General features: G+C 41.0%; 22 protein-coding genes and 1 pseudogene. 10 read left to right on the plus strand and 13 right to left on the minus strand.

The genetic code is table 11. The annotated features are described in order from the left end of the window. Nucleotides 1–57: 57 nt before the first annotated feature. From AOQ70_RS11090 to AOQ70_RS11110, 5 genes and pseudogenes are all read right to left on the minus strand, one after another. Nucleotides 58–636: a TetR/AcrR family transcriptional regulator gene (locus AOQ70_RS11090; protein WP_059376290.1), complete on the minus strand. Its 579-nt coding sequence runs from the start codon at nucleotides 634–636 to the stop codon at nucleotides 58–60. A 173-nt stretch (nucleotides 637–809) separates the two neighbouring features. Next, on the minus strand, nucleotides 810–2,222 hold the full coding sequence (hemY, locus tag AOQ70_RS11095; protein ID WP_039177605.1) for a protoporphyrinogen oxidase: 1,413 nt from the start codon (nucleotides 2,220–2,222) through the stop codon (nucleotides 810–812). A 22-nt stretch (nucleotides 2,223–2,244) separates the two neighbouring features. Then, nucleotides 2,245–3,183, minus strand: a complete 939-nt coding sequence (gene hemH / locus AOQ70_RS11100) for a ferrochelatase (RefSeq protein WP_024426557.1) — start codon at nucleotides 3,181–3,183, stop codon at nucleotides 2,245–2,247. Nucleotides 3,184–3,215: 32 nt separating this feature from the next. After that, complete coding sequence (hemE, locus tag AOQ70_RS11105) at nucleotides 3,216–4,274, minus strand: uroporphyrinogen decarboxylase (protein ID WP_039177601.1); 1,059 nt, start codon at nucleotides 4,272–4,274, stop codon at nucleotides 3,216–3,218. 124 nt (nucleotides 4,275–4,398) lie between these two features. Further along, nucleotides 4,399–6,533 (minus strand): annotated as a pseudogene (locus tag AOQ70_RS11110) (transglycosylase domain-containing protein). A 127-nt stretch (nucleotides 6,534–6,660) separates the two neighbouring features. Between AOQ70_RS11110 and AOQ70_RS11115 the strand changes: the two are divergent. Next, nucleotides 6,661–7,146, plus strand: coding sequence for an antibiotic biosynthesis monooxygenase family protein (locus AOQ70_RS11115; RefSeq protein ID WP_024425462.1), 486 nt, complete (start codon nucleotides 6,661–6,663; stop codon nucleotides 7,144–7,146). A gap of 63 nt (nucleotides 7,147–7,209) precedes the next feature. Here the strand turns inward: AOQ70_RS11115 and AOQ70_RS19950 are convergent, their stop codons facing one another. Continuing rightward, nucleotides 7,210–7,362 (minus strand): hypothetical protein, encoded by a 153-nt coding sequence (locus AOQ70_RS19950; RefSeq protein ID WP_228285951.1) that lies wholly within the window; start codon nucleotides 7,360–7,362, stop codon nucleotides 7,210–7,212. Between the two features lie 283 nt (nucleotides 7,363–7,645). Here AOQ70_RS19950 and AOQ70_RS11125 point away from each other — a divergent pair, with 283 nt between their 5' ends. Then, a complete protein-coding gene (locus AOQ70_RS11125; RefSeq protein ID WP_059376292.1) occupies nucleotides 7,646–8,833 on the plus strand; it encodes a M20 family metallopeptidase in 1,188 nt (395 codons plus the stop codon). A gap of 232 nt (nucleotides 8,834–9,065) precedes the next feature. Here AOQ70_RS11125 and AOQ70_RS11130 read toward each other — a convergent pair whose 3' ends face one another. The 3 genes from AOQ70_RS11130 to AOQ70_RS11140 are packed head-to-tail and all read right to left on the minus strand — an operon-like array spanning nucleotide 9,066 to nucleotide 11,771. Further along, nucleotides 9,066–9,773, minus strand: a complete 708-nt coding sequence (locus AOQ70_RS11130; RefSeq protein WP_039177595.1) for an EcsC family protein — start codon at nucleotides 9,771–9,773, stop codon at nucleotides 9,066–9,068. A gap of 44 nt (nucleotides 9,774–9,817) precedes the next feature. Further along, nucleotides 9,818–11,038 (minus strand): ABC transporter permease, encoded by a 1,221-nt coding sequence (locus tag AOQ70_RS11135; protein ID WP_059376295.1) that lies wholly within the window; start codon nucleotides 11,036–11,038, stop codon nucleotides 9,818–9,820. Beyond that, nucleotides 11,031–11,771 (minus strand): ABC transporter ATP-binding protein, encoded by a 741-nt coding sequence (locus AOQ70_RS11140; RefSeq protein ID WP_047202605.1) that lies wholly within the window; start codon nucleotides 11,769–11,771, stop codon nucleotides 11,031–11,033. Before AOQ70_RS11140 ends, AOQ70_RS11135 begins: the two co-directional genes overlap by 8 nt. A 487-nt stretch (nucleotides 11,772–12,258) precedes the next feature. Between AOQ70_RS11140 and AOQ70_RS11145 the strand changes: the two genes are divergently transcribed. The 3 genes from AOQ70_RS11145 to AOQ70_RS11155 all read left to right on the plus strand — a co-directional run bounded on the left by AOQ70_RS11145 (nucleotide 12,259) and on the right by AOQ70_RS11155 (nucleotide 14,572). After that, nucleotides 12,259–12,687 carry an HIT family protein gene (locus AOQ70_RS11145; RefSeq protein ID WP_024425457.1) on the plus strand — a complete coding sequence of 143 codons (429 nt, stop codon included), beginning with the start codon at nucleotides 12,259–12,261 and terminating at the stop codon, nucleotides 12,685–12,687. A gap of 159 nt (nucleotides 12,688–12,846) precedes the next feature. Then, on the plus strand, nucleotides 12,847–13,926 hold the full coding sequence (gene serC, locus AOQ70_RS11150) for a 3-phosphoserine/phosphohydroxythreonine transaminase (RefSeq protein ID WP_058838797.1): 1,080 nt from the start codon (nucleotides 12,847–12,849) through the stop codon (nucleotides 13,924–13,926). A 127-nt stretch (nucleotides 13,927–14,053) separates the two neighbouring features. Then, the gene (locus AOQ70_RS11155; protein WP_059376298.1) at nucleotides 14,054–14,572 is read left to right on the plus strand and encodes a tryptophan transporter; all 519 of its coding nucleotides are present in this window, start codon (nucleotides 14,054–14,056) and stop codon (nucleotides 14,570–14,572) included. Between the two features lie 49 nt (nucleotides 14,573–14,621). Here AOQ70_RS11155 and AOQ70_RS11160 read toward each other — a convergent pair whose 3' ends face one another. Next, the gene (locus AOQ70_RS11160) at nucleotides 14,622–14,813 is read right to left on the minus strand and encodes a hypothetical protein (protein ID WP_024425454.1); all 192 of its coding nucleotides are present in this window, start codon (nucleotides 14,811–14,813) and stop codon (nucleotides 14,622–14,624) included. Nucleotides 14,814–14,941: 128 nt separating this feature from the next. Here AOQ70_RS11160 and AOQ70_RS11165 point away from each other — a divergent pair, with 128 nt between their 5' ends. Beyond that, nucleotides 14,942–15,298: a YtxH domain-containing protein gene (locus AOQ70_RS11165; protein ID WP_059376301.1), complete on the plus strand. Its 357-nt coding sequence runs from the start codon at nucleotides 14,942–14,944 to the stop codon at nucleotides 15,296–15,298. A gap of 187 nt (nucleotides 15,299–15,485) precedes the next feature. Continuing rightward, on the plus strand, nucleotides 15,486–16,106 hold the full coding sequence (locus AOQ70_RS11170) for an HTH-type transcriptional regulator Hpr (protein ID WP_059376305.1): 621 nt from the start codon (nucleotides 15,486–15,488) through the stop codon (nucleotides 16,104–16,106). Here the strand turns inward: AOQ70_RS11170 and AOQ70_RS11175 are convergent. Further along, the gene (locus AOQ70_RS11175) at nucleotides 16,084–16,428 is read right to left on the minus strand and encodes a YhaI family protein (RefSeq protein WP_058838794.1); all 345 of its coding nucleotides are present in this window, start codon (nucleotides 16,426–16,428) and stop codon (nucleotides 16,084–16,086) included. The genes AOQ70_RS11170 and AOQ70_RS11175 overlap by 23 nt on opposite strands. 232 nt (nucleotides 16,429–16,660) lie before the next feature. Here AOQ70_RS11175 and AOQ70_RS11180 point away from each other — a divergent pair, with 232 nt between their 5' ends. Together AOQ70_RS11180 and AOQ70_RS19955 are read left to right on the plus strand one after the other, a co-directional pair. Further along, nucleotides 16,661–17,182: a DUF3267 domain-containing protein gene (locus AOQ70_RS11180; protein WP_039177576.1), complete on the plus strand. Its 522-nt coding sequence runs from the start codon at nucleotides 16,661–16,663 to the stop codon at nucleotides 17,180–17,182. Nucleotides 17,183–17,264: 82 nt separating this feature from the next. After that, complete coding sequence (locus AOQ70_RS19955) at nucleotides 17,265–17,450, plus strand: hypothetical protein (RefSeq protein ID WP_072368131.1); 186 nt, start codon at nucleotides 17,265–17,267, stop codon at nucleotides 17,448–17,450. Between the two features lie 51 nt (nucleotides 17,451–17,501). Here AOQ70_RS19955 and AOQ70_RS11185 read toward each other — a convergent pair whose 3' ends face one another. Continuing rightward, nucleotides 17,502–17,591, minus strand: coding sequence for a YjcZ family sporulation protein (locus AOQ70_RS11185; RefSeq protein ID WP_017360317.1), 90 nt, complete (start codon nucleotides 17,589–17,591; stop codon nucleotides 17,502–17,504). A 145-nt stretch (nucleotides 17,592–17,736) separates the two neighbouring features. Beyond that, on the minus strand, nucleotides 17,737–17,823 hold the full coding sequence (locus tag AOQ70_RS19325) for a YjcZ family sporulation protein (protein ID WP_008361129.1): 87 nt from the start codon (nucleotides 17,821–17,823) through the stop codon (nucleotides 17,737–17,739). 161 nt (nucleotides 17,824–17,984) lie between these two features. Here AOQ70_RS19325 and AOQ70_RS11190 point away from each other — a divergent pair. Continuing rightward, on the plus strand, nucleotides 17,985–18,791 hold an 807-nt coding region (locus tag AOQ70_RS11190; RefSeq protein ID WP_059376307.1), incomplete at its 3' end, for a peptidylprolyl isomerase.

The raw sequence follows: 18,791 nt of genomic DNA on the forward strand, positions 1-18,791 counted from the left end.
TTCCTCCCATAGATGAATGACTAAATTTAGAATTTGGTCATTTGAACTTAAAAAAAATTATGTTGCGGCTAAAAGTCCTTTGAGTACATAAAGCTCCAGCGACTCGGCCACCTCTTCTTTTGTTAAAGGCTCGTATCGCTTTTCCCAATCAAAAATAAGTGCAATATATAGTTTCACCATCACAAATGCAGTCAATTCAGGATCACATGGCTTAATATCGCCTTTATCAATCGCTTCTTTTACTTTCGTTTTAACATAGCGAATGATCATTTGCTCCATCTTCTCAATCATTTCCTTGACCGCTGATGTGCCAAGCTCCGCATTTTCCTGAAAGATTTTGATTGTGAGCTGGTGGTTTTTTCGAAATTCCAATATTGCAAAGAGTGCTAAATGAAGGTTTTCAGAGAAACTTTTCTCCTCATCCATTGCTTCATCCGCAATTTTCTTCATCTCTATTAAAAGGGATGTGAAAATTTCATCGAACAGCTCTTCTTTGTTTTTGAAAAAGGTATAAATGGTTCCTTTTCCGACGTTGGCCAGCTTCGCCACAAGATCCATTGTGGTGGCTTTATACCCAAATTGAGTAAATGCCTTCGTAGCCCCGTCTAAAATCATTTGTCTCCTATCAACACTCATGATCTCACTCCCAAAATGACTATTTGAACGTTTTGGTCATTAAGTACAGAAAGTAATATACCACATCCTTTTCTCCGGATGCAACAACTTTGTTCACTTTTATGATTCACAACTCTTTTTGAATTATTCGAACACGAAAAACTCCCTTTCCTTGGTAGAAAAGGGAGTTTGTTTTATGAAAATAGATAAGATACAGCCTCTGAAATGGCCGCTTTTCCTTGATCAATACAATCAGGGATTCCGACACCTTCAAAAGCAGCACCTGTGATATAAACACCAGGATATGATTGCTTAAACGTTTCTCGCATGTTCGAAATGGCTTTCTGATGACCGACGTGATACTGCGGCATGCTCGTCTTCCAACGAGTCACTGTCGTCAGTTCTGGATCTGCTTTAATATCCATAATTTTCTTCAAATCCTCCAGCACAATGCTGACGATTTGATGGTCTGACTGTTCGACAATTGATTCGTCGCCAGCCTTCCCTACATAAGCACGCAATAGCGTTTTTCCTTTAGGAGCTGTATGCGGCCATTTTTTGTTCGTCCACGTACAGGCTGTAATAGAGAAATCACTGTTTCTTGAGATGACAAAACCAGTGCCGTCATATTCATTATGAACATCCTCTTCTTTAAAACCGAGTGCAACTGTTGCAACAGAAGTAGATGTCATATCATGCAAGTACTCAAGTCCCGCTTCTTTTGGAAACATGGAATAGATCGATTGATGCGGAGTTGTCACAATGGCTGAATCGGCAAAAAGCGTTTGACCGCTGTCTAATTGCACTCCATAGCCCCCATCAGTTTTTTCAATCTGCTTCACTTTTGTCCCTTTATAAACCGTTGTCAGCTTGAGCTTGCTTTCTACTGCTTCAACAAGCGCTTGCAGTCCTTGATTGATCGTTTGGAACTGCCCTTGTTTTTTCGCTGTCACTTGCTGCGCTTTCGCATGCTGCTGTGATTTTTTCATCCCAAGAATCAAACTGCGATGCTTTTGTTCTGTTTGATAAAACTGCGGGAAGGTGGACATTAAGCTGAGGCGGTCAATGTCACCTGCATAAATGCCTGATAGAAGAGGTTCGATTAAATTCTCAACTACTTCATCACCGACACGTCTTCTAAAAAATTCACCGAGCGACTGATCTTCTGTCTGCTTGCTTTTTGGCAGTACGAAATCCATTGCGGCTCTCGCTTTTCCTGCAACTGAAAAAAGACCGGTTGTGATGAATGGGCTGATTTGAGTTGGAATACCCATGACAGCGCCTTTTGGCATCGGGTGAAGGGTTTCATTGACTAGTACATATGCTTGCCCTGTTTCATTATTGACGAGCTGATCCGCGAGACCAACATCCTTCGCCAGCTGCGGTCCACTGACCTTTCTTTCTAAAAATGAATCAGGTCCACGTTCAATGATGTACCCGTCTTTATATAATGTTTGTATTTTTCCACCTAGCCTAGGGCTCGCTTCAATAAGAGATATTTGAATGGGAAGACCTTTTTCTTCGACTTCCTTTTCCAAATAGAAGGCGGCGGCTAAACCAGTGATGCCACCGCCAATGATGACAAGGTGTTTTTGATTGTCATGCATAGGATCGCCTTCTTTTATATAATTACTTGCTTTCGTCAAGCTTCTTTAATACGACAGTTGCGAGAGCATCAATAAATGCTGGTTTCGCATTTGGCATTTCTGGACGATAGTAGGCTGCACCGATTTCATCTGTCACGACTTTACATTCATAATCGTTGTCGTATAACACTTCAAGATGGTCAGCGACAAACCCAACAGGCACATATACGAACGTTTTATAGCCTTTTTGTTCGAATAGATCCCGTGTTAAGTCTTGAACATCTGGTCCAAGCCATGGATCAGGCGTGTTGCCTTCACTTTGCCAGCCAATTTCATAATGTTCAATTCCTGCACCTTCTGCAATCATTTTGGCAGATTGTGCGAGCTGATCAGGATATGGATCTCCTGCTGCAATAATTTTTTCAGGAAGACTGTGTGCAGACACAATGAGTACGGCTGATTCTCTTTCCTCTTCACTCATCGATGCATACGTATCCTTCACTTGTTTCACCCAATAGTCCACAAACTTCGGCTCATCGTACCAGCTTTCCACAGACGTAATCTTCAGATTGCCAAGCTTGTCTGCCTCATCTTGTGCACGCTTGTTATACGATTTCACGCTAAAGGTTGAAAAATGCGGGGCAAGAACAATACTCACTGCTTCTGTGATGCCGTCTTTGTGCATCTCTGCAACTGCATCCTCAATGAATGGTTCAATATGCTTTAAGCCAATGTAGACATGAAATTCAATGTCGTCTTGGATGTCGTTCAAATGATCACACAAACCATTTGCCTGCTGTTCTGTAATTTTTGATAAAGGAGATATACCGCCGATTGCCTTGTAGCGATCCTTCAAATCTTGCAGCATCTCTGGCTCCGGTTTTCTGCCTCTGCGGATATGTGTATAATAACGTTCAATATCTTCTTCTTTATATGGGGTGCCATATGCCATGACAAGAAGTCCCATTTTCTTTTTCTCCACAACCAACACTCCTTCAGATCATTTGAAATAGTTTAGATGGATGATTTTTTATATTTCGCTGAATAATCGTGAATAAAATCTGTCAGCTTCTTTAACGTATCTGGTGAAACATCAGGAAATACCCCATGACCTAAGTTAAAGATAAAGTGATCTGATTTCATTCCTTGATCTAAAATATCTTTTGCTCTTTCTTCAATGACTTCCCAAGGAGCAAGTAAGATGGTTGGATCAAGGTTCCCCTGTAACGTTTTTGTGAGCCCTTCTTTTCTCGCTTCATCTACACTCATACGCCAATCCAGTCCAACCACATCAAGCGGCAGATCGTGCCAGTCTTTCGCTAGATGGCTTGCACCAACTCCATACATGATCATTGGGACATTTTCAGACTTCAGCTCTGTGAAAATTCGCTGCATGACAGGCTTAATGAATGTCCGGTAATCTGCTGCATTTAAAGCGCCAACCCATGAGTCGAAAATTTGAAATGCACTGACCCCGGCTTTTACCTGCGCGCGTATGTACGTGATCGTCATATCAGCTAACTTGTTCATGAGCAGCATCCACGCCTCAGGATCACTGTACATCAGCGCCTTTGTTTTATGATAATTTTTAGATGGACCGCCTTCAATCATATAGCTTGCCATCGTAAATGGTGCGCCAGCAAAACCGATAAGTGGAACATTCAGCTGCTCCTTCGTTAAAAGCTGAATGGTATCAAGCACATATGGCAGGTCTTCTTCAGGATGAAGTTCCCCAAGACGTTCGATATCTGCTTTAGATCGAATCGGTGCATCAATCACAGGTCCAATTCCATTTTTAATTTCTACGTCCACTCCAATAGCCGGAAGCGGGGTCATAATATCTTTATATAAAATAGCAGCATCTACACCATATTGTTCTACAGGAAGTCTTGTTACATAAGCACATAACTCTGGCTGATGCGTAATTTCAAATAGCCCGTATTTTTCTTTAAGGGCACGATATTCAGGCTGTGAGCGTCCTGCCTGTCTCATATACCAAACTGGTACATGGTCTGTTTTTTCCCCTTTACACGCCTTTAAGAACGTGTCATTAAAAACCTTCGTTTTTCCCATTACCTTTCATTCCACCTTTCGCCTTACACTCTCTTTGCATAAGGCTCAAACACTGCTTTTACTATACCGCGTTTTCAAGGCACGGTATACTAAAGCGGCTCAATGTTCAAAAAATCGCCGAATATTAACGTCCAAAAGACTCTGGCTTGACATACGCACTGCCTTCGCCTTCTTCTTGTGTTTGGGTATTATATGGAACAACTTTATACTCTGCGTTTGAAAATACATTGGCATACGGCATTGTATAACTGCCCACGCCTGTCACTGTGTCGATCAGCGTCTCGCCTCCATTTCTCTTTTCATAGATGCGGTATTCAACGCGTTTATCCTCCTGCTTGTCCCAAGACAGCTCTAATGTAAATAATCCTTTGATTTTAAACGCATAGCGGGCTTCAAATCCTGATACTCCCTCTAAATGGATAGGAGATTGAAGCTCTTTTATTCCCTCTGGTTTTTCAAACGTTTCATTGGTGATTTGAGCTGCTGTTAAAATATCTTTAAACAGCTGCACTGGGTATTGACTGCCCCCAGTTAAATAGTGGCTGTTATCGGTTTTGTCATACCCCATCCAAATCGCACCCGTTGTACTAGGCGTATAACCGGCAAACCAAGCATCCTTTGTTGCACCTTTCACACCCGAATATGTGGTCGTCCCTGTTTTACCAGCTAAATCTCCAGCGTATGAACCGCTCTGGCTGTCCCGCCTTTGACAACTTGCTGAAGCATTCTTGTCATGTTCCATGCATTCTGCACGCTAAACACTCGTTCTTGCTTACCACGATTCTTTTCTACAGTTTCTCCTTCATCATTGGTGATCTTTTGAATAAAGAAAGGCTTTTTATATACGCCTTCATTGGCAAATGTATGGAAGGCTCCAGCGATCTGTAATGGCGAAACTCCTTTTTCTAAACCGCCAAGCGCAATAGCTAAGCCTTTATCAGAGATATCTATCCCCATTTTCTCGAGATATGACTTCGACGTATCAATGCCCAGCTGGCTTAACGTCCACACAGCAGCGGTATTTTTACTTTTCATGAGGGCTTCCATCATTGTGACCCGGCCCTCATACTGCCCATCGTAATTCTTAGGTGAGTAGCCGTCATAGCTTTTTTCTTTGTCTTCAAGCAGCGAATAAGGTCTGAATTTTTTCTCCTGCATTGCCGGACCGTACACCGCGATCGGCTTAAAAACAGATCCCGGCTGCCTAACAGCTGTCACCCTGTTATAGCCTCTCGCCTGATATTCTCGTCCTCCAATGGCTGCTTTCACTCCACCAGACTGGTTATCAATAAATACGGCGCTGCCTTCCGGAGAACCGCTTTTTCCCGGGAAATAACGGTTGTTCTTCATCGCATCATATGCAGTTTTTTGCAGATTCATATCAATCGGTACTTTAATGGTATAGCCGCCTTGAAGCAATTGTTCATGTGAAATGGCATACTCTGATTCTGCTTCTTTTATGATGAGATCAACATAGCTGTCCACCCAAGGTGTTTCTGATTTCTTTTTTAAATGAATGCCTAGTGTTCTCCCTTTTGCTTCTACCGTTTCTGTTGAAGACAAATATCCTTGTTCGTTCATTAAATTCAGGATGGTGTCCCGCCTTTGTTTATTTTTATCAGGGTGTAGAACAGGCGAATAAGTAGATGGTGCCTTTGGCATCGCAGCGAGAGTAGCACCTTCGCTGACCGTTAAATCTTTGACATCCTTACTAAAGTAATAATTGGCTGCTGCCTGAATACCATAAACACCATGGCCGAAGTAAAGCTGATTCAAATACATTTCAAGCAGCTTATCCTTGGAATAATCTCTTTCTAAATTAATGGCAATAATGACTTCTTTCGTTTTTCGAAGAAAGGTTTTGTCATTTGTGAGAAAAATATTTTTTGCGAGCTGCTGAGTAATTGTACTGCCGCCCTCTACCTTTCCTCCTGCTAATATATCTCGATAAACCGCCCTTGAAATAGACTGTGCATCAATTCCGTGATGCTCATAAAAACGCTTGTCCTCGACAGCCACAAAGGCTTTTGCTACTTTATCGGGCACCTCTTTTAACGACACAGGGTCCCGATTTTCTGAATACATGCTTGTGAGTTCTTTTCCATTCTGGTCAATGATTTTGGAGGAAGCGTGAAAAACAAGCTTCTTTTCATCTATGACATAATGTCCTAAAAATAAAATCGTCAGATAGCCAATAAATGAGAGTACGATTGTACTTCCTGCAATGACTAATGGAATGATTATCTTCTTTTTCTTCAAATTAGGTCACCTCATTCCTTTATACGGATAGTATGGGATGTATTGCTTCATAATATGTTTTATGGATTGACTGCCAAAGAATTATATATCATTCTTTTGTTATACTATCAAGCAGGAGGCGGTTTAGATGAATTTCTATATTACATATGGAACAGCAGATTTTTTGCATAAAATCGCAAAAAAACACCATCTGGAAAATCTGCTTTATATGGTCGGGAAAGAACAAGCAGCTCTTTTTCATGAAACGGAGGGTGAGACTGTATTTAAAGCCCCTCATGCCTATGATGTGATTTATGCGAAAGGCGAGCTTGTCCAATCTGGTTTCGTCACCTTGAATCATATCCCTGTTAAGCTTGAAAGCAGAGCACTCTTTGAATCCACCTTTCAGAAAAAGACGAACATCTCAGAACATCAGCGCGGCTTCCAAGCTATTCGCGTTTTAAGACCTCAAAAAGATGAAGAAGTTTATTTGATTTTGACACTTTGGGAATCAGAGGACTTATTTCAAGACTTTCAAGAATCAGAAGCATTCTTTCAGCCACACGAGGATACAGGCTCCATTTTCTCTCGTCCGGCTTACCTCACATCCTACCATGCCGTCACAGACAATTAAGGAAGTGCTGCTCTCAGCACTTCTTTTTTCATGAAAAAAAGCCCAATCGCTGGGCTCTTCATTTTATGAGCTTGATTTCAGCTCGTACCGATGAATGATCGGCTGAAGCACATAGAAATTCAGCAATATCCAACCCAATAAGACCGGCCATTTCAACATAGGTGAAGCACCTTTCAATTGAACGAGCAGCACCAATAGCGGAATCAAACAGATCATGAAAAAACTCATTTTTGAGACAAACGTTTCTTTGATTTGATGCCGGCAGCTTGGACACATCATCATTTTCGTATGTGATAAATGAAACTTTTCGACGAAAGAAAATGTTTTTGAACAATTTGGACAGCTTCCCAACGCTACTCCTCCCTTTCCCTGCTTCATATCAACTTCGACTTTTATGCAAAATGACCTTTTGATACTGACCACGAAATCCTCTTCTGTTGAAAGATTCTAACAATTACCATACAATCAGTAAAAGAGCATGAAGGAGGTTTTCGATTCAATGACAATATCCACTTTACAGAAAAGCATCAATGAACGTCTTGATGAACATTATGAGGAAATGGTTGAAATTAGACGCCATCTCCATATGAATCCTGAACTTTCTTTTCAGGAAGAAGAAACAGCCGCTTTCATCGCCAGCTACTATGATACATTACAAATCCCTACGCGTACTCAGGTGGGCGGTCATGGCGTACTCGCTTTTATCGAAGGAGCTTCTCCGGGGCCAACCATTGCCCTCAGAGCTGATTTTGATGCACTTCCCATCCACGATGAAAAAGATGTACCTTACAAATCAACAAAACCTGGAGTGATGCATGCGTGCGGTCACGATGGGCATACTGCGACACTTCTTGTATTAGCAAAAGTTTTGCATACACATCGTGACCAATTAAAAGGAAAGCTCGTCCTCATTCATCAGCATGCGGAAGAATATGCTCCCGGCGGTGCAAAACCAATGATTGAAGCCGGCTGTTTAGACGGTGTCGATGTGATATTTGGTACGCACCTTTGGTCTTCAGAGCCTTGTGGCACGATTCTTTATAAAAGCGGAAACTTTATGGCAGCCGCCGATCGTTTCTCTATTCAAGTCCAAGGGAAAGGCGGACACGGTGCCCAGCCTCATTTAACAAAAGATGCCGTACTCATCGGTTCACAAATCGTCGCAAACCTGCAGCAAGTCGTTGCCCGTAAAGTCAATCCGATTGATTCTGCTGTAGTGTCTGTTGGAGGTTTTGTCGCAGAGAATGCCTTTAATGTCATTGCAGATTCAGCTGTTTTAACTGGTACTGCACGATCCTTTGAAGAAAGTGCACGGCATATCATCGAACGAGAAATTGAACAGGTGGTAAAAGGGGTGTGCCAGATGCATGATGCTTCCTACACATATGAATATGTGAGAGGATATCCAGCTGTCAAAAACCACCCGAAGCCTACTGAATATATTGCGGACGTCGCAGAACAGACGGAAGGTGTAACAGAAGTAAAAGAAGCGGAAACCCAAATGGGCGGAGAAGACTTTGCTTACTACCTTCAGCATGTCCCTGGCACCTTCTTCTACACAGGCGCCATGCCGGAAAACAGCCAGAATGTGTATCCACATCATCATCCAAAGTTCGATATCAACGAAAAAGCAATGCCTGTCGCAGCAAAGGTACTCGCTAACGCCGTTCTTTCCTACAATGAATAAAAAAAAGCCGCTGTCCTCAGCGGTTTCAGCGTGTAGACAAACCCTCGCATTCGGTTTCAGGTCTGCGCTCCGGTGCTCACGAATGTCCAATTCGCTCCGTTCCGCTGCTCGTCCTTCCTAGACTGAAAAGGTTTTTTCTATCACGCTGTGCTGAAAAGAAGACAAAGGGCTAAAATAAAAATTATTTTAGCCCTTTGTCAACAATCTGAAGCCGCTGTCCTCAGCGGCTTTTCTAATTCATATCTTTCAATATTCGCAAGTGAAATACATGGCGTGCGACCTCTCCGAGCTGTCCTGTCAGCTGATGATTTGCCACGCCGCCAACAGCGGCTCCGACGACCGGCATTAATTGAAACAGCTTCACAAGATCAATGTAATCTCGATACTCCTGCTGAAAGCTGTACCAATCCATTTCCTCTCGGCTCGTTTCCCAATCATCTATGATCTTCATCATTTTTTGACGATGTGCACTGCTGGAAAAAGCGAGTTGAAATATACAGAGCAAAAAGAGTCTTTCTTCCTTTTGAGATAAATCAAAGCCGTAAATACACGCCAGCTCATAAAGGCATTTCATCTTTATGCTCAGCAGCAGCGGAAAGTCTGCCATTCCAAGGAATAAACCGCCTGCACCTGTTCCAATCCCTTCGACGGCAGCCGCCTTCTGGTAATACTTCACTTTATCCTTTGCCAGTTCATTTCGTTCTACAAGAGATAATTGTTCATCAATCACTGAAAATGAAGTGAAGTGTGATCCTGATACGGTGGATTCAACCATTGTTTTGACTGCACTTGTGATGACTTGATGAAACCTGGCAGGAATTCGGCGGTTCACCTGCTGCTGAACTCCTTTTGAAAACCGTTCGATCTTTGAAGGTTTTCTTAAAAAACGTGTTTGAAAAAGAATGGCTTCTTCATACAACTCCCGTTCAGCTGCATTCATCCGGTCCCCTCCTAGATGTCATCATACGCGCGTTGTAAATCCACTTATCTCATCTTTTTTAACCTGCTCTGTACGTAAGGCTTAAAGAGGACAAGCACAAATGCTAAAGAAATGAGAAAGGCAAGTCCGCTTCCCTGCCAGCCTCCTGCTGGAAGTACTGCACAGCTCAGCAATATCGATTGGATGATGAGCACATTACGGACGAGAACAAAAAAGCTTCGATCCTTTTCTTTTTGAGAAACTGGATAAAGTGCCTGTAATGAAAGATGAGCAAAGTGCTTCGTTAAAGGCACAAGCTGTACACCTGTGATAAATACTGTGAACAAGACAAGCAACGCACCCACCCAGCCTGCTGCACCTGTATACAAAATAATCAGGACAAACACGGCCGTTAATCTAAACACCAGACCAAAATAGTCATTTGAGCGTACAAACGCCCTCACATACATATAAGAAAAAGTTTTACGCTGATCGTAAGGAACAAACTTCAACATCCAGTCCATGTATGCTCTTCTTTTCACCTGTTTCTTTAAGTGAGGCACATCGGTGAATAAGTTTGCCAAACGATAAAAGCGCTGCTTCCGTTTTAATTCATCAGAAATATGCAGTTCCCATTGAAAAGGCTGTTTTTTCACTGCATTTGTTAAGTAGACGAGATAGACACCGTAGATAAGATAAAAAACGATTGCAATCACATAGGCTGCCTGTAAGACGGTGTAGATCAACATCATATTTAATAGAAAACGAAGGGCTGCATCGAGCCATCTCACATGTTTTCCTTGAAAATAAGTCATTCTCCATTGAATGGCTGTATTCAAACCCTTTATCAAAATCATTTGCGCCAGTATCAGCACATACCCCGTGATGCCTCCTGAAGACACTGCCGAATAAAGCGGAAGTGCGACAATGGATACAGCAATGAGAGGAAATAGCTGAGAAATGAAGCTAAAGTTAAAAGCTTGTTTTAAGTAAGGCTCCATCTTCCCTTCTAAAGGAAGTAAAAACACGAGATCGGCTTCTTTAATTAACGTACGTACGTATGAGCTTGTAAGTACTAACGAGAAAACAACTGCCATCACCCAGTAGGATGGGAAGTGAGCCGGAATCTGTTTGAGCCAGCTGCTGTACCAGCTTGCTCCGCCTGCAAGGAAAAAAATGAGCACAATGACAAGATGATCGTTGAACATGTATTTTAAGTATTTTCTTGTTTCTTGTATGTGTTCCTCTAATCTTGATTTCCAAATAGTAAGCGTTGTTTTACTCATAGTTTTCTTCCTTTGTTAATTCCAAATAAAGATCATCGAGTGTCGCATCTCTCATATTGAACTGTTCTCTCAGCTCTGCCAGTGTTCCTTTCGCTCTGATTTCCCCTTCGTGCAAAATAATAAAGGAATCACAATAGCGCTCAGCTGTCGCTAAAATATGCGTTGACATCAGGACACTAGCGCCGCTTTTCTTCGCAGCATTCATCCGTTCAAGCAGTGCATTGATCGCAAGAGGATCAAGCCCTAAAAACGGTTCATCGATGATATACAGCTCTGGTTCCACAAGGAATGCACACATAATCATGACCTTCTGCTTCATTCCTTTTGAAAAATGAGCAGGGAACCATTTCAGCCGTTTCTCCATCCGAAATTCTTTCAGCAACGACGGCAGCCGTTCGTCTAATTGTTCCTTCGATAGACCGTAAGCCATCGCTGTCAGCTCTAAATGCTCTTTTAACGTTAATTCTTCATATAAAACAGGTGTCTCAGGAATAAATGTAAATTGTGAACGATACGCCTCTTGGTCGTCTTGAAGGGTTCGTCCATTCAATTCAATGACACCTTTATGCGGTTTCATAAGCCCGATAATATGGCGGATGGTTGTACTTTTTCCCGCCCCGTTTAAACCAATGAGACCAACGATTTGATTTCTTTCTAATTCAAATGAAATATTTTTTAGAACGGGATTCTTCGTATATCCACCCGTTACATCTTTTACAGTGAGAAGGGACATGAATTCGTTCCTTTCTTTCTTTTTTCCTTTATAGTAACAAAAACGAATGATAATTTGAAATGTTTACCTATAGACGAGTCATGAATAAAAAATAGGCGCTATGGTCATCATAATGTATGTAGAAGAAATGAACTTGATGACCAATAAGTAAATGAGGTGTTTGTTAAAGGCAAAGAACCGCATGACAAGTTGGTTTTTCATCTAAAAACCTTAGCTTCTGTTTTGCTTCACTGATTCTTGATTTTTGTGTCCTATACAATATGTATACGACAAACCAAAACGTCAAATGAGGTGTTTACGGCAGAAATAGCAGGCATATGAATTCTTTATTTCAGTAAATAGAGAATTCAAAAGGCATATCGAATGAAAGCATCAGCATTTCTTCTGCAGGAGCAGGATGAGCGACCAAAGGAGTTCGCTTGTCCTGTTTTCTTTTTTGCTTCTTTTTGTGATACGATAAAGGAAAAATAATGAGGAGTGACATGGCGTGAGCGACTGCATTTTTTGCAAGATCATTGATGGAGACATTCCATGTGCAAAAGTATATGAAGACGAGCATGTATTGGCTTTTCTTGATATCAGCCAAGTAACAAAAGGACATACCCTTGTAATCCCGAAAATACATAAAGAAAATATCTATGAGATGACACCAGAAGTGTCTAACCACTACTTCCAAGCGATTCCGAAAATTGCAAGGGCGATCAAACAGGAATTTGAACCAATCGGGTTAAACCTCCTGAACAACAACGGTGAAAAAGCTGGTCAATCGGTGTTCCATTACCATATGCATATCATTCCGCGCTACGGCAAAGGTGATGGCTTTGGTGCCGTATGGAAATCACATCAAGATCAATACACGTCAGAGGATTTAAAAGACATTTCTTCTGCCATCCACACGCGGCTTACCTCATCTTAACAGATGAGGTTTTTCTTATTTTTGCCCCTTATCATCGCTTTCACCTCTTAATAGTAAGATATTTTGAACGATTCAAATTTTTTGTCCAAATGCTTCAAATTTGTGATAGGATGGTTTTATCTTTTGATCCATTAACGCGAGAAATAGGGAGAGATTGTGATGAAGCGAACGACAAATTTTAATGCTGGTCCTGCGGCACTGCCGCTAGAAGTGCTTCAAAAAGCACAGGAAGAACTTGTTGATTTTAAACAAACTGGGATGTCTGTGATGGAGCTTTCTCATCGCAGCGGTGAATATGAAGAGGTCCACAATAAAGCAAAAGCGCTTTTGGTGGAACTGATGGACATTCCAGAGGATTATGAAGTCCTCTTTTTACAAGGCGGAGCTAGTCTTCAATTTGCGATGATTCCTATGAACTTCTTACATGAAGGCGAAACAGCTCATTTCATTCAAACAGGCGCATGGTCAGAAAAAGCATTGTCAGAAGCAAAAGGGTTTGGTCAGACATCTGTCTTTGCTTCAAGTGAAGATGACAACTACTCATATATTCCAGAAGTAGATGCTTCCGGTTTAACAGATGGTGCTTACTTACACATCACATCGAACAATACGATCTTCGGCACTCAGTGGAAAACGTTCCCGAACACGTCACTCCCGCTCATTGCGGATATGTCCAGTGATATTCTCAGTAAAAAAATAGACGTTTCTTCATTTGATTTCATCTATGCCGGGGCACAAAAAAACCTAGGTCCATCAGGTATCACGATTGTGATTGCGCGCAAACGTTTATTAGAGAAAGAGAAAAGCAGCACACCAAAAATATTAAAATATTCGACACACGCAAAAGCTAACTCTCTTTATCACACACCACCGACTTTTGCGATTTATATGCTGTCGCTTGTCCTTGAGCATGTTAAACAAGCTGGCGGTGTAGAAGCAGCGGAAAAACGCAATGAACAAAAAGCAGGCATTCTCTACGATACAATTGATCAAAGCGGCGGTTTTTATCAAGGACATGCGCGTGCTGACAGCCGTTCTCATATGAATGTCACCTTTACTCTTCGCGATGATGCACTTACTTCTTCCTTTGTGGAAAAAGCAAAGCAAGAGCAAATGGTTGGACTTGCCGGCCACCGTTCTGTCGGTGGATGCAGAGCATCTATTTACAATGCGGTCTCAATTGAAGACTGCCAAAAGCTTGCGGACTTTATGAAAAAGTTCCAGCAAGAAAATGAGTAAAAAGGCTTTTCTATAGGGAAATAAATTTGTTATAATAACGAGAAATATAAAGTCATGACTCTTGCAATAAATGATGAGCCATATTATTGGAGAGTCCTATAAGAGCTTAGCAGAGGAGAGCATAGAAATGAAAACAAAAGAATTAGTGATTATGTCATTGCTTGCAGCAATGGGAGCTGTTTTGCATACGATTTTCCCGCCCATCTTTTTCGGAATGAAACCTGATATGATGCTGGTCATGATGTTTTTAAGCATCATCCTTTTCCCAAAGGTTCAGCATGTCGTCGTGATTGCGATAGTGACTGGTGTCATTTCTGCATTAACAACGGGATTCCCAGGCGGACAAATTCCGAATATGATTGATAAGCCAGTGACAGCCTTTATCTTCCTAGCCCTTTTCTTATCTTGCTCGAAGATAAAGAACAAAGTGGTGCTGACCGCTGTGTTAACTGCGATTGGAACCATCGTATCCGGCGTGATTTTCTTATCTGCCGCTTTACTGATCACTGGACTGCCAGCTGCATTACCGGCACTTCTTGTGGGCGTCGTCCTGCCAGCAGCCGTGATTAATACCATCGCTATGGTATTTGTCTTCCCAATTGCTCAGTCCATTCTGAGACGTGCAAGAATGATAGAAGTTGCTTAACGAATAACCGAACCTCTTCATGATAGATGAAGAGGTTTTTTTCATGCTTTTATAAAAGAAAAAGGGTCAGCAGCAAAATGAGGAGCGAAATCCCTGCACCTGCCGCACACACAAGTGCTTTTTGCTTTAAGACATGTTTTGGCGGATAAGACCCTGCATACCCAAGCTGTCTTGCATAATGAATAGAACCACCTGTAAAAACGATGACGATACACATAAAAACGAACAGAAAGACAGACAACCTTCTCCCCTCCCTTTTCTTCAAAAGTATGCTAAAATAAAGCAAGCTATGTATGGAAGTTCAATGAAGCTGATCGTCAGCTCAGAGAGAACATGCGAATGTGTAAAATTTGACTAGAGGTGATTTGAATGGCTAGTGGACGTTCTTTATTAACAGGATTATTTGTAGGCGGTCTCCTCGGAGGTGCGGCAGTGCTCCTGACGACTCCCTCTTCTGGCAGAGATGTGCGCGGAAAAGTGAAAGACGGCTATGACAAATTAGAAGATACGCTGACAAAATTAAAAAGAGATGGACAAGCTTTAAAAGAGCAAATTGTGGAAACAGCAAAAGAAAGCGCAGAGGTGATTAAAGAAGTCGGATCTGAATTGCAAACATCGATTCAGCAATGGCGCGAAGAAATCAAACCTCATCAGCAGGACTTACAAAAGGAAATTCAGGAAATTGAGGAAAAGCTCAAACAACTGGAGAAAACCTTACAAAACTAATATACTCACAAAAAAATATTCGTTTACAAAAGTGTGCGGGGTGCGTATCCCGCACTTTTTTTGTTGAAAAAAGGTTATTTTGTCAATGTTTTTCATGACTTTTAAAAATTCTTGAATTTTCAGCTTTATTAATCTTTATTTTATTGGCATAATAGAATTACAAGAAAAAGAGAAGTAGGTGAAATGGATGAATCATTCGGAACAGCCTTTCGATGTAAAAGAAGCACTTTTATTCAGTCAAAGAATGGCCCAATTGAGCAAAGCTCTTTGGAAATCCATTGAAAAGGACTGGCAGCAGTGGATCAAACCGTATAACCTAAATATCAATGAACATCATATTTTGTGGATTGCGTATCAATTAAAAGGAGCTTCAATATCAGAAATTGCAAAGTTTGGCGTCATGCATGTATCAACGGCGTTTAACTTCTCCAAGAAACTGGAGGAACGAGGATTTTTAAAATTTTCTAAAAAGTTAAACGATAAACGCAATACGTATATTGAACTAACGCCAAAAGGCGAAGAGACATTCCATAAACTACTCGAAGATTTTGACCCGGCACGAACTGGTATTGTCAAAGGCGCACAGCCGCTTCATGACATTTACGGAAAATTCCCTGAGATTTTAGAAATGATGTGCATCATCCGAAACATTTATGGTCAGGATTTCATGGAGATTTTTGAGAAATCGTTTTCAAACATTGAGAAGGACTTTTTGAATGAGCGAGGAAAAGTCACGAAAAAGACTGAGGAACTTGAAAACTCAGCTGAGGAAGCAGAAAAAGCGGCTAACACAAATCAAATTGTTTAATGATCTTTATAAATTCATTCATTAACGGCTGAAATAGTCCTTGATCATGCAAAGCAAATATCGTCTCATGAACATCCAGCTTTTCAATTAACTGTCCCGCAAAAAGCGCAAGGAGATCGTCAAACATGACGTAGCCTTGTGCTTTTTGCTTATCCATTTCCTCTGAAAGCTCAGCACAAATACGCTCAATTTCCTCTGCCTCTTCTTTCGATACACGCTGCCTGATCAATAACGCATAATATGGATAACGGCTCATATCGGTTGCCGTCAATAAAAGTTCCATATAATATTCAAGCTGGCTCATTCGTTCCTCAATACTCATGTACGTTCCCTCTTTCTCTTAGTCCTTCTATTTTAGCCGAAATTACTCATTGACGAAAGAGACGAACCTCCCCCTTCTGTTCTTTTTTCTTGAAAAATCCAAAGTTTCCTCTCTTTATTCCATTTGAAGGCAGCATTTTATTTTTTTTCATCAAAACCATTGATTTTTATCCTCAGGAAGAGTAAATTATCTTGAGATATTCAATTCGATTTTTAGATTGGAAGGATGAAAAATGAATTGTTGGAAGACCATTAATCTTGAAAAGGATTATGGTTATACGAGAATGATGATTTCTGCCATAAGTCTTGCTATCCTTTTTTTCATTATGGCATTTTTATGTTTTCAACTGACTCATCCTGAAACGAGGCTAAGCAGCCATAACGCACCGCTTTTTGCCGTGCTCTTACTTGTGACATTGCTTGTCCACCGTGTGGTTCACTTGATCCCAGTGATGAAAAATAAGAAAAAAATGACGCTATTTATGAAACGAAATTGCTGGCAGCGCGTGCCTAAGAAAGTGATGCTTTTTTCACTTCTCAGCCCGTTTTGTGTCATCTCACCGGTTTACTTTGTATTAGGCGTGGCGTTTCCCATGTACGCACACTATTTTATCATCATCGCAAGTATACATGCAGGCTATTGTTTGCCTGACTTTTTATTTGCATGGAAGCTGCTCAAAGCACCTAAATCCTGCATCATCGATCAAGCTCAAGACGAGTTTGATATTTTAGTTGACCAAACTTCCTCATCATGAGGTTTTTAAAGCCAACTTCTATCTTTTTCATAAAAAATTTGGTAATGTAGTATGGGAATAGCATAGAGAGGGGGGATCTCCGATAGTTTTATTTTACTTCATCGTCTTTGCCGCGTTTATTGTGTATTCAATAAACAGGCTTACTAATACATTATGCCTTGTCAGAGAGATTCCTGAAGAACGGCAAGATAAGGTGTTTCGCTTTATCAATGTATCAATACTGATCTTACTTATCTCATCATTTGTTGAAATTACCATTTCCATTTAAGATCAAAGCAAAAGCTGCCAATTTGAGGGCAGCTTTTTGTGTATATTTTAATTAGCAAATCCAAGATGCACCGATGATGATCAATAAGATGAATAATACGACGACTAGTGCAAAACCGCCAGCAAAGACTTCTCCTCCCATGTAAAAACACCTCCTGCCAGTTCTTCCTCTGTTCTAAGCTCAGTGTATGCAGAAAAATAAAAAGCGTTTAGGCACCTGTCATCGTTTGAAAAAAGAACCGCCCTCACGCACGGCAGGACGGCTCCCTTCTGTCACAGCGATTTAATTAATAAAGATATGCTGCACCAACGATGATCAGCAAAATGAATAGCACGACCAATAAAGCAAACCCATTAGAATATCCTGCTCCCATATAATTCAGCCTCCTTTTTGTGATCACTATATGTGTATGTCGCGCGCAATTTTTTGACTAGACGAATGCCCTTCCATTTGCATTTCTTTTTACAGCATGTCACAATATGTTATGATACAAGCAATGATAAATAAATTGGAAAGATTAGGAGTGTTTTTTGAATGAAAAAAATGGCTTTAGCAGCTGTAACAGCAGTAAGTGTTTTAACTCTTGGCGCATGCAGTAGCGGTGATAAAGATGTAATCGCAACAACAAAATCAGGAGATGTCACAAAAGGTGAACTTTATACAACTCTTAAGAAACAAGCAGGTGGAGATGCTCTAAACCTACTTGTTCAACAAAAGGTTCTTGCTGACAAATACAAAGTATCAGATAAAGAAATCGATAAGAAATTGGAAGAATATAAAAAGACACTTGGTGAAGATCGTTTAAAACAGCTTCAAGATGAATTCGGTAAAGATTACATCAAAGATCAAGTGAAATATGAGCTGCTGACTCAAAAGGCTGCCAAAGCTAACATCAAAATCACTGATAAAGAAGTCAAAGCGTATTACGATGACCTTAAAGGGAAAATCCGTGCAAGCCATATTTTAGTAGCTGATAAGAAAACAGCTGACGAAGTGGAAAAGAAATTAGATAAAGGTGAAAAATGGGATGCCCTTGTCTCTGAATATTCAACTGATACTGCTTCAGCTGCACAAGGCGGCGATGTAGGCTGGTTCGCAAAAGAAGGCCAAATGGACGAGAACTTCAGTAAGGCTGCTTTCAAACTAAAAGTAAATGAAATCAGCAAGCCAGTAAAATCCCAATTCGGCTATCATATCATTAAAAAGACCGAAGAACGCGGTAAATATGATGACATGAAAGCGGACTTGAAAAAAGAACTGCTTGACCAAAAACAGGCAGACACAAATGAAATCCAAAACATCTTAAACAAATTAGTAAAAGATGCTGATGTGAAAGTAAAA

Source organism: Bacillus sp. AM 13(2015) (assembly GCF_001518755.1).
In the GTDB taxonomy this organism is placed as follows: domain Bacteria; phylum Bacillota; class Bacilli; order Bacillales; family Bacillaceae; genus Bacillus; species Bacillus safensis.

Coding starts and splice junctions, on each gene's coding strand:
- AOQ70_RS11090 (WP_059376290.1), bottom strand. CDS start 636: ATGAGTGTTGATAGGAGACAAATGATTTTAGACGGGGCTACGAAGGCA.
- hemY (WP_039177605.1), bottom strand. CDS start 2,222: ATGCATGACAATCAAAAACACCTTGTCATCATTGGCGGTGGCATCACT.
- hemE (WP_039177601.1), bottom strand. CDS start 4,274: ATGGGAAAAACGAAGGTTTTTAATGACACGTTCTTAAAGGCGTGTAAA.
- AOQ70_RS11115 (WP_024425462.1), top strand. CDS start 6,661: ATGAATTTCTATATTACATATGGAACAGCAGATTTTTTGCATAAAATC.
- AOQ70_RS19950 (WP_228285951.1), bottom strand. CDS start 7,362: ATGATCTGTTTGATTCCGCTATTGGTGCTGCTCGTTCAATTGAAAGGT.
- AOQ70_RS11125 (WP_059376292.1), top strand. CDS start 7,646: ATGACAATATCCACTTTACAGAAAAGCATCAATGAACGTCTTGATGAA.
- AOQ70_RS11130 (WP_039177595.1), bottom strand. CDS start 9,773: ATGAATGCAGCTGAACGGGAGTTGTATGAAGAAGCCATTCTTTTTCAA.
- AOQ70_RS11135 (WP_059376295.1), bottom strand. CDS start 11,038: ATGAGTAAAACAACGCTTACTATTTGGAAATCAAGATTAGAGGAACAC.
- AOQ70_RS11140 (WP_047202605.1), bottom strand. CDS start 11,771: ATGTCCCTTCTCACTGTAAAAGATGTAACGGGTGGATATACGAAGAAT.
- serC (WP_058838797.1), top strand. CDS start 12,847: ATGAAGCGAACGACAAATTTTAATGCTGGTCCTGCGGCACTGCCGCTA.
- AOQ70_RS11155 (WP_059376298.1), top strand. CDS start 14,054: ATGAAAACAAAAGAATTAGTGATTATGTCATTGCTTGCAGCAATGGGA.
- AOQ70_RS11165 (WP_059376301.1), top strand. CDS start 14,942: ATGGCTAGTGGACGTTCTTTATTAACAGGATTATTTGTAGGCGGTCTC.
- AOQ70_RS11170 (WP_059376305.1), top strand. CDS start 15,486: ATGAATCATTCGGAACAGCCTTTCGATGTAAAAGAAGCACTTTTATTC.
- AOQ70_RS11175 (WP_058838794.1), bottom strand. CDS start 16,428: ATGAGTATTGAGGAACGAATGAGCCAGCTTGAATATTATATGGAACTT.
- AOQ70_RS11180 (WP_039177576.1), top strand. CDS start 16,661: ATGAATTGTTGGAAGACCATTAATCTTGAAAAGGATTATGGTTATACG.
- AOQ70_RS11185 (WP_017360317.1), bottom strand. CDS start 17,591: ATGGGAGGAGAAGTCTTTGCTGGCGGTTTTGCACTAGTCGTCGTATTA.
- AOQ70_RS19325 (WP_008361129.1), bottom strand. CDS start 17,823: ATGGGAGCAGGATATTCTAATGGGTTTGCTTTATTGGTCGTGCTATTC.